The 10290-nt window shown below is 69.9% G+C and carries 5 protein-coding genes; 4 read left to right on the plus strand and 1 reads right to left on the minus strand.

Annotated elements, in window-relative coordinates:
- Positions 1-3 precede the first annotated feature (3 nt).
- From ABS73_RS08315 to ABS73_RS08330, 4 genes are all read left to right on the plus strand, one after another.
- Positions 4-1110 (plus strand): ABC transporter ATP-binding protein, encoded by a 1107-nt coding sequence (locus tag ABS73_RS08315; protein WP_277019133.1) that lies wholly within the window; start codon positions 4-6, stop codon positions 1108-1110.
- A gap of 14 nt (positions 1111-1124) precedes the next feature.
- Positions 1125-2051: a glucokinase gene (locus ABS73_RS08320; protein ID WP_277019135.1), complete on the plus strand. Its 927-nt coding sequence runs from the start codon at positions 1125-1127 to the stop codon at positions 2049-2051.
- Positions 2052-2157: 106 nt separating this feature from the next.
- On the plus strand, positions 2158-4032 hold the full coding sequence (locus tag ABS73_RS08325; protein ID WP_277019137.1) for an autotransporter assembly complex protein TamA: 1875 nt from the start codon (positions 2158-2160) through the stop codon (positions 4030-4032).
- A complete protein-coding gene (locus tag ABS73_RS08330; protein WP_277019139.1) occupies positions 4032-8513 on the plus strand; it encodes a translocation/assembly module TamB domain-containing protein in 4482 nt (1493 codons plus the stop codon). The genes ABS73_RS08325 and ABS73_RS08330 overlap by 1 nt, the downstream gene beginning before the upstream one ends.
- 15 nt (positions 8514-8528) lie before the next feature.
- Here ABS73_RS08330 and ABS73_RS08335 read toward each other — a convergent pair whose 3' ends face one another.
- A complete protein-coding gene (locus ABS73_RS08335; RefSeq protein WP_277019141.1) occupies positions 8529-10136 on the minus strand; it encodes a PAS-domain containing protein in 1608 nt (535 codons plus the stop codon).
- Positions 10137-10290: the final 154 nt, after the last annotated feature.

The following is a 10290-nucleotide window of genomic DNA, read 5'->3' on the forward strand; positions in this document are numbered from 1 at the left end:
GCCATGCCCATTCTGGAAATCGACCACCTGCAGAAAGCCTATGGCGACACCCATATTCTGCACGACATCAACATCAGCATCGACGAGGGCGACTTTCTGGTCCTGGTCGGCCCGTCGGGCTGCGGCAAGTCCACGCTGCTGAACTGCATCGCGGGGCTTGAACCGATCACTGGCGGCGACATCCAGATCGCCGGGCGCAACGTCACAGGTGTCAGCCCCAAGGACCGCGACATCGCGATGGTGTTCCAGTCCTATGCTTTGTACCCGACGATGACGGTCGCCAAGAACATCACCTTTGGCATGAAGGTGCGCGGCGTCGACAAGGCCACCCAGGCCACCAAGCTGGCCGAGGTGTCGCGCCAGCTGCAGATCGAGCCGCTGCTGAACCGCAAGCCGGGCCAGCTGTCGGGTGGCCAGCGCCAGCGTGTTGCCATGGGCCGCGCCCTGGTCCGCGACCCCAAGCTGTTCCTGTTCGACGAGCCGCTGTCCAACCTCGACGCGAAGCTGCGCGTCAGCATGCGGACCGAGATCAAGAAGCTGCATCAGGATCTGAACGCCTCCATCGTCTATGTCACCCATGACCAAATCGAGGCGATGACGCTGGCCACCAAGATCGTCGTGATGAAGGGCGGCGTGATCCAGCAGATCGGCACGCCGGCGGAAATCTACAACCGCCCCGCCAACATGTTCGTGGCCGACTTCATGGGCAGCCCGGCGATGAACCTGATCCCGGCCCGCGTGCGCTCCGAAGGCGGCCAGACCCGCATTGAGATCGAGCGCGACGGCGACGCGCCGCTGGTCATCACCGACCCCGTGGCCCGCGACCTGCCCGCGGATATCGTGCTGGGCGTGCGCCCCGAGGACATCCACGAGGCCACCGGCAACGCGCATCTGCCCGGCACCGCCCATGGCGCGGGCGGCGACGTGATGATCGAGATCGTGGAACCGGCAGGCGCCGACACGTTCGCCGTCACCCATCTGGGCGGCAAGGCGGTCACCGCACGGCTGCGCGCCGAAAGCGCGGTCCGGGCGCGCCAGCCGTTTCCGCTGGCATTCGACCTCTCGAAAGTGTCGTATTTCTCGCCTAAGGACGGTGAACGGCTGAACTGAGAAGGGTGACGGCAATGGCGATGCTTCTGGGCGATGTGGGCGGAACCAATGCGCGGCTGGCGATCGCGCGCAACGGGTCCATCGACGCGGGCACGGTCACGCGCTTCAAAGGCGACGACTTTGACAGCTTTGACGACGTGGTGCGCCAGTTCATGGCCCAGCAGCACCAGCCCAACATCTCGTCCATGTGCATCGCCGTGGCGGGTCCGGTCAGTGGTGGCCGGGCCAGCCTGACCAACCGCGCCTGGTCCTTTGACGAGGACAACCTGGCGCGGCTGACCGATGCCGACCAGGTGCGACTGATCAACGACCTGTCGGCCCTGGGCTATTCCACGCCTGCGCTGTCGGGCGATCAGCTGACGACGCTGCGCGCGGCCCCGCAGGGTCGCGCCCGCAACGGCCAGGCGCTGGTCGTGGGCCTGGGCACCGGCTTCAACGTCTGCGCGGTGCGGGTGCTGCCCGGCGGCGCGATCACCGTTCTTGAGGCCGAGGAGGGGCACACCCACCTGCCCGCCAACATCATGGCCCGCCTGCAGGACCGCGTGGGCGCCGATGCCGCGGCCGGGTTCTTTTCCACCGAAGAGACCTTTGCCGGCCGTGGGCTGTCGCGCCTGCACGCCGCCCTGACCGGCACGGACCCCCTGCGCGGCGAAGCGATCGCCGCCGCGATGGAGGCCGGCGATCCGGCCGCCACCGCGACCTATGACCTGTTCGCGGAGCTGGTCGGCCTTTTGTGCCGCGAGCTGTCGCTGCGCTTCATGCCGCTGGAGGGACTGTTTCTGGCCGGCAGCGTGGGCCGCAGCATCGCTGACCGCATGCCCCTGTTCGAGCCCGCCTTTCTGGCCGAGGCGCATATGCGCCACATCCCTGAAAACACCCCCGTTTTCCTGATCCGCGATGACATGGCCGCGCTGCAGGGGTGCCTTGCGGCGCTTGGCTAGGTTCCGCCTGTCGCGCAAAGGTTAACCCCCCTGCGGCCAAAGATTGCTGGATAAACCGGGCCGATCCTGTTTGAATTGCCGCAACCAAAAAGACGGGGCGGGCAGGATGCGGGCATATCTCGGGGCGATCTTGATGGCCGGAACGGCGCTGTCCGGCATGGTGCTGTCGGGCACGGGCGCGGCGCTGGCGCAAAGCTCGTCGCCGTTCTCGGGGCTGTTCGGACGCGGCAGCCAGGCCGAGGGGCCGGTGGCCCTGGACGTGCAGGTCGCGGGCGGCGACGAGGCGCTGACCCGCCAGATCCGCCAGGCACTGCTGCTGACCGGCGCGCTGGCCGAGGATCGCACCACCGGCCAGGACGTGCTGGCCGCCGCGCGCGGCGATTACGCCCGCATCCTGGGCCTGCTGTACGATGAGGGCCATTACGACGGCGTCGTCACCATCACCCTGGACGGGGTTGAGGCCGCCGAGGTCGCGCCCCTGGACGCCCCCGCCCAGGTGGCCCGCGTGCTGGTCGCCGTCGATCCCGGCCCGGTCTTTCGGTTCTCGCGGGCGCAGATCGCGCCGGTGGCGCCCGGCTCGGATATTTCGGACGCCTATGCCGTCGGAGAGATTGCTGGCACGGGCGTCATGCGCCGCGCGGCCATTGCGGGCGTGGACGGCTGGCGCGCGGTCGGCCACGCCAAGGCCGATATCGGCGACCAGCAAATCGTGGCCGACCATGATGCCAGCCAGGTCGACAGCCGCATCGCCCTGACCCCCGGCCCGCGCGTCAGCTTTGGCCGCATGTCGGTCAGCGGCAACCAGCGCCTGAACGAACGCCGCCTGCGCAAGATCGCCGGTTTCCCCGAGGGCGAACGGTTCGACCCCGAGGAGCTGGAGACCGTCCGCCAGCGCCTGCGCCGCAGCGGCGTGTTTTCCGCCATCACCCTGCAGGAGGCCGATGACATCGGCCCCGGCGACACGTTGGACGTGGATCTGACCGTGGTCGAGCAGGCCCCCCGGCGCATCGGTGCGGGGGCCGAGATCTCGACCGTGGACGGGACGCTGGTCTCGGCCTACTGGATGCACCGCAACCTGCTGGGCGGGGGCGAACGCCTGCGCATCGACGGGCGCATCAAGGATATCGGGTCCGAAACCAGCGACCGCGACGATGAGCTGACCATCCGGCTGGACCGCCCCGCGACCATCACCGCCGACACCACCGCCTATACCGAGCTGGAGGTCGCGCAGATGCGCGAGGAGGATTACGACGAGGACAGCGCCACCCTGGGCTTTGGCCTGATGCATATCTTCAGCGACCGCCTGACGGCGGATGCGGCGCTGGAATACCAGTATTCGCGCGTCTTCGACGCCAATGGCCGCACCGATTTCAAGGTCGTGGCCCTGCCGATGGACGTCATCTGGGACCGCCGCGACCAGCCCAACAACGCCCGGCGCGGGTTCTACCTGTCGGCCGAGGTCACGCCCTTTGCGGGCCAGGGCGATACCAGCTCGGGCCTGCGCGCCCTGGGCGAGGGGCGGGTGTTCCGGTCCTTTGGCGCCGACGACCGCTTTACCCTGGCGGGCCGCGCGCGGGCGGGGTCGGTCTTCGGCAGCGCGCTGGAGACGACGCCGCGCAACTATCTGTTCTATTCCGGCGGCGGCGGCACGGTGCGCGGGCACCCCTATCAATCCCTGGGGGTTGAACAGATCCAGGGCCCGGACCGTCCGATCAAGACCGGCGGCCTGTCGGTCGCCAGCGCCACCGCCGAATTCCGGTTCCAGCTGCGCGAGCGCATCGGGCTGGTGGCATTCGCCGATTACGGCCAGGTCTGGACCCAGGACGGGTTCGGCGGCGACAGCGGCGATCATGCCGGAGCGGGGGTCGGCATCCGCTATGACACCCCCATCGGGCCGCTGCGCTTTGACGTGGCGGGCCCCGTCAGCGGCGATACCGGCAGCGGCGTGCAACTTTACCTCGGACTGGGACAGGTATTCTGATGCGGACCTTCTGGATCACCCTTATCGCAGTCCTGTTCCCACTGGCCGTAATGGCCCAAAGCGTGGCAGAGCTTAGCGCCCAGGTCGATGACGATCGCGGCTTTCTGACCGGCCTTCTGGAACGCAACCTATCCGGCGAGGGTCGACAGGTCGTGATCGAGGGGTTCCAGGGGGCGCTGTCGTCGCGCGCGACCTTCACCGAATTGCGCATCTCGGATGAGGACGGGGCCTATCTGACCCTGCGCGACGGCGCGATTCAGTGGAATCGCAGCGCCCTGCTGCGCCGCCGCATCGAGATCGCCGAGCTGTCCGCCGCCGAGATCCTGCTGCCCCGCCTGCCCGCCCCTGAGGAATCAGCGGTCCAGGCCGAGGCACCGGTCTTTGCCCTGCCCGAACTGCCCGTGGCGCTGACCATCGAGCAGATCCGCGCCGACCGCGTCATGCTGGGAGAGCCCCTGATCGGGGTCGAGGCCGCGCTGCGCATCGCGGGCGGCCTGTCGCTGGAGGGGGGCGAGGGCGAGGCCCAGCTGACCATCGACCGCCTGGACGGGCCGCGCGGCCAGTTCGTGCTGGACGCGGCCTATTCCAACACGACCGAGGCGCTGCGCCTGAACCTGGGCCTGGACGAGGCCGCGGACGGCCTGCTGGCCAATCTGGTGAACCTGTATGACAAGCCCGCCCTGACCGCCCAGATCAGCGGCGAGGGCCAGATCCGCGATTTCACCGCCGATATCCGCCTGGCCACCGACGGACAGCCGCGCATCACCGGCCAGGTCGGCGCCAATGGCAGCACCGGCCCGGACGGATCGCCCGGCACGGCGTTCCGGTTCCAGCTGGGCGGCGACGTGGCCTCGCTGCTGCGCCCGCAGGACCGGGCGTTCTTTGGCCAGGACACCCAGCTGCTGGCCGAGGGCTGGCGCGCCGAGACCGGCCGCCTGGAGATCCCGCGCCTGGACATCCGCACCGAGGCGCTGCGCGTCGAGGGGTCGCTGGCCACCAACGACCTCTCTGCCCCGCAGCGGGCGCGGCTGCTGGTCACGCTTGGCCGCGACGCGGGGGCCACCCAGGTGCCCGTGGCCCTGCCCTTTGCAGGCAACGGCGCGACGGTCGAATCCGGCAGCCTGACCTTTGCCTATGACGCCGCGCGCAGCGATGGCTGGCGGCTGGATGGCGGCATCGGCGCGCTGACCCTGGACGGGGTGGCGCTTGGCGCGCTGGATCTGGCCGGGCGCGGCCAGATCTTTCTGGACGAGGGCGCGCTGTCCGAGGTGATCGGCGCCATCGACTTTGCCGCGCGCGATCTGGCCTTTGACGACCCGAACCTGGCCCAGGCCGTGGGCCCCCAGATCGAGGGGCGCACCGGGTTCAACTTTACCCCCGGCAATGCGCTGGACGTGACGAACCTGCGCGTGCGCGGCGGCGATTACGGGCTGGACGGCAACTTCCTGGTGTCGGGCCTCAGCAGCGGCATCACGCTGTCGGTGGACGTGGACACGCGCTATACTGACCTGTCGCGCCTGTCGGGCGTGGCGGGGCGGCCGCTGACGGGGGCGGCGGATGCCTCGGTCCAAGGGTATTACATCCTGCTGACCCGGGCCTTTGACATCGATGCCCGCGTGAATGGCCGCGACATCGCGGTGAACCAGCCGCAGCTGGACCGCATGCTGGGCGGCGATTCCACCATTCAGCTGGAGGCCCGCCGCGACGAACGCGGCCTGGAGATCGAGGATTTCCGCCTGGACGCCAACCGCCTGTCCGCCACGGCGCAGGGGCGCATCGACACGGCCTCCAGCGACCTGCGCGCACAGATCACGATGGAGTCGCTGGCCGATGCCGGCGCCGACCTGTCCGGCGCCCTGCAGGCCGAGGCGACCGTGACCGGTCCCCGTGACCGGCGCCGCCTGTCGGTGAACGGCCAGACCCAGGACCTGCGCATCGGCCTGCAGGCGCTGGACAATGCGCTGAGCGGTCAGACCGACCTGGTGGCGAATGCGGTGCAGACCGATGACGGGTTCCAGCTGGAGGATTTCCGCCTGTCCAACCCGCAGCTGAGCGCCGAGGCGCAGGGCAGCTTTATCCAGGGTGCGCTGGACGCGGTGGCGCAGGTGGCGGTGGTGGACCTGTCGTCCATCCGCCCCGACTGGTCGGGCCGCTTCCAGGCCAACGCCACCCTGCGTGAGGAGGACGGCGCCCGGCTGATCGACGTGACCGGCAGTGGCCAGGACCTGTCCCTGGGCGCGACGGGGGCTGCGGGCGCGCTGACCGGCACGACGCAGCTGGCGCTGCGGGCGTCGGAGCGCGACGGCGTGGTGACCATCACCGATGGCCGCCTGACGAATGATCAGATGCGGGCCGTGGTGCAGGGCATCTATGGCCCCGGCGTGACCGACCTGACCGGCGATGTGGATGTGGCCTCGCTGGCGCCCTTCGGGGCGGGGTGGCGCGGCAGCCTGCAGGCGCAGGGCAGCTTTGCCGAGGCGGGCGACGGCATCCGCCGCCTGGCCGTGACCGGCACCGGGCGCGACCTGTCCTTTGGCCAGGCGCAGGTGGACGGGGCCCTGGCGGGCGAGACGCGCCTGTCGGTCACCGGCACCGAACAGGGCGGCATCTTTACCATCGACACCGCGCGGGTGGAAAACCCCCGCCTGTCGGCCGATGCGACCGGGCAGGTCGGCGCGGGGGCGACCGATGTGGCCGCCACGATCAGCGCCGGCGATCTGCGGTTCCTGGGCAACGGCATCGGCGGCGCGGTCCAGGCGCAGGCCCGGCTGACCGATGACGGCACCACTCGCCGGATCGAGACGACCGGCACCGCCAGCGGCCTGTCCCTGGGCCAGCCGCGCATCGACCCGGTGCTGGGCGGGCAGACGGCCTTCGACCTGGCGGCCAGCCAGGGGCCGCAGGGCCTGTCGGTCCAGCGGCTGTCGGTCACCAACCCGCAGCTGCGGGTGACGGCGGACGGCGCGCCCGCGACCGGCATCACGCTGGACGCGCGCCTGTCCGATCTGGCGCTGCTGGTGCCCGAATTCCCGGGCGCCGTCGCGGTCAGCGGCACGGTGCGCGAACAGGGGCCCTCCTTCGCGGTCGATCTGCGCGCCACCGCCCCGGGCAGCACCGACCTGCGCATCGCAGGCACGGCGGCGCGGGACGGATCGACCAGCGATCTGGCCATCACCGGCAGCGCGGATTCGGCGCTGGCCAACACGACCCTGCGCACGCGCAGCGTCTCGGGGCCGCTGGCGATCAATCTGCGGATGCAGGGGCCGCCTTCGGTCCAGGCGCTGTCGGGAACGGTGCGGCTGCAGAACGGCCAGCTGGCCGATCCGGGCCTGGGCCTGCGGCTTGAGGGGATCGACGTGACCGCCGCGTTTCAGTCGGGGCGCTTGCAAATCGACGGCGGCGCCAATGTGGCGGCGGGCGGGCGGCTGACCCTGTCGGGGCCGGTCGATCTGGGCAGCGGCGCGATCGATATCGGCGTGGTGCTGGCGCAGGTCGTGCTGCGCGACCCGAACCTCTATCAGACGACGCTGGACGGCAATGTCCGCATCAGCGGATCGGGCGCGACCGGACAGCTGATCTCGGGGCGCATCGACCTGGACGAGACCGAGATCCGCATCCCCTCGACCGGCCTGGGCGGGGCGCGGGCCATTCCCGACATCACCCATGTCGGCGGCCAACGCCCGCCGGTCCGCGCCACCCGTGCCCGCGCGGGGCTTGAGGGCTATCCCAGCCAGGCGGCGCGCGATGCCGGGCTGTCCGGGCCCCCGGCGACGCCCCCCGCCAATCCGCCGCGGTTGGATCTGGTGATCAACGCGCCCAACCGGGTGTTCATCCGCGGTCGGGGTGTCGATGCCGAGCTGGGCGGCGGGTTCCGCGTGCAGGGCACGCTGCGCGACGCCATCCCCATCGGCAACCTGCAGCTGATCCGCGGCCGGGTCGATCTGCTGGGCAACCGCTTCACCCTGACCGAGGGCCTGGTCGAGCTGCAGGGCAGCCTGATCCCGGTGATCCGCCTGGTCGCCGAGACCGAGCGCGACAGCATCACCACCCGGATCATCATCGACGGAGAGGTGCGCGACCCGCAGATCACATTCGAATCCTCGCCCGAGCTGCCGCAGGAGGAGGTGCTGTCACAGCTGCTGTTCGGACGCGGTCTGGACAGCATCAGCCCCCTGCAGGCCGCGCAGCTGGCCAATGCCATCGCGGTCCTGGCCGGACGTGGCGGCGACGGGATCATCAGCAACCTGCGCGAAAGCGCGGGCCTGGACGACCTGGACCTGACCACCGATGACGAGGGCAATATCGAGCTGCGCGCCGGGCGCTATCTGTCCGAGAACATCTATACCGACGTCTCCGTCGGAGAGAGCGGGCGGTCGTCGATCAACCTGAACCTGGACATCACGCGGTCGCTGCGGGCGCGCGGGTCCGTGGGCAGCGACGGCGGCAGTTCCCTGGGCGTGTTCTTCGAGCGCGATTACTGAGGGCAGTGGGCGCGGTCAGTCCGCGCCCATCGCATTGGGCAGCATCCGCAGCGCCGCCAGCTCGTCGGGCGGAGAGATTGCCTGAACCGAAGTCATGGGCTGCCCCGAGGCCATGCGGAACCGCAGCATCTGGCGCCCGCCCGACAGGGCCGTGACCGTCCAGCCCAGCAGCTGTCCCTGCGGCCCGGCCATGGCACCGGCATGCTGCGCCGGATCGGGCGCCTGCAGCGCTTCGCGCAGCGCGGTAAAGCCGGGGCCGTGCGGGGCCGCCCCCTCCCATGTGGTCAGCGCATCGGCCAGCGATGCGGGCGCGGCACCCCACAGCCGGCGATAGGCGTTGTTCGACAGGACCAACTGCCCGGTCCCGGCAAAGACCGCCAGCGCGTCGTCCAGCCCGTCCAGCACATGCGCGCCCAGCAGCAGCTCGGCCCGGAACTTGCGGGTCAGTGACATCTCGGTGGTGATGTTCTCGAACAGGAAGGCCACCGCGCCGTCGGGATGGGGACGGCCCGTCACACGATAGGTCTGGCCGCCGGGCAGGGACCAGGTCTCGACATGGTGGCCGGTCGCGGCGGCGCTTTCCAGATTGGCCATGTGCTGGCGCCAGCTGCGATAGTCCTTGGGCTCGGGGACCATGCGCTGTTCGCGCAGCTGGTCCAGGAAATCGAACAGCGACGGGCGCGCGGTCAGGAACCCCGTGGGCAGGTTGGTCAGGTCGATCAGCGCCGGGTTGAACAGCTGCAGGTTGCGCCGCTGGTCAAAGATCGCCAGGCCGATGGGCAGATCGGCGAATGTCTTGGTCAGGGTCTGGACGAAATCGCGCAGGCTGCGTTCGGCGCGGACCGCCGCATCGGCGGGCAGGGCGAACATCATCACCTGATCGCCCATGGCATGACTGTGGCAGTCGTACCAGGACACGATCCCCTGATCCTCCAGCGCGGCGCGGCGGGCCGAGACGCCCGGCCCCGGCTTGGGCGCGTCCAGCAGGCGCGGCAGCGGCCAGCCAAGCACCCCTTCGGCCCGGGCCTCGGCCCGGCGCAGATAGGCGGCATTGGCCCAGGTCACCCGGTCCTGCGCATCCAGCCGCCAGACCAGCATCGGCGTCTGGTCCAGCGCGCCGCGCAGCAGGTCCAGCTCCTCCTCCATAGCCTGGAGCGACATCGAATCGACCACGATCCCGGCATGTTCGGCGCCGGGATCGGTCAGGGTCAGGCGCCACAGCCGGTCACCCAGATCCTCGGCCACCAGGCGCAGGGTCGCACTGCCCTGGCCCTGCTGGCCCACCAGCTCGACCCGGCCCAAGCGTGACAGCAGCGCCAGCCGGTCAGGGGCGTCGGGAAAGCGCGGCCCGATCCAGCGCATCAACCGCATCCAGTCGTCGTCGGGCGCGCCGATCCGGTCCAGCAGGCCCCGCGCGGGCGGGGTCGCATCGACCAGCTGCGGGCCGCGAAACAGGAACACCATCGGCTGGACCTGACCGTCCAGCGCATGGCCTGGACGCGACGACCGCCCCTGCCCTGGCTGGCGCCTGTCCCAGAGCCGGATCACCGCCACCGCCAGCAGAACCGAGGCCGTCCCGCACAGGACCGCCATCGCCACCAAGCCCGCACCCTGAATGTCCACCGCCGATGTCCCCTTTCAGTTCCACCGGAGCATAGACCGAACCTGCTTAACAAGGTGTTAAAGCGTTTCTGCAAAAACCGGAATCATGGGATTCCCAAAGGGGTCTGCTTGTGATTCATCCTCCCAGAAAGGATGAATCATGTCAGCACCTTTA

The organism is Paracoccus sp. SCN 68-21, from assembly GCF_001724535.1.
In the GTDB taxonomy this organism is placed as follows: domain Bacteria; phylum Pseudomonadota; class Alphaproteobacteria; order Rhodobacterales; family Rhodobacteraceae; genus Paracoccus; species Paracoccus hibiscisoli.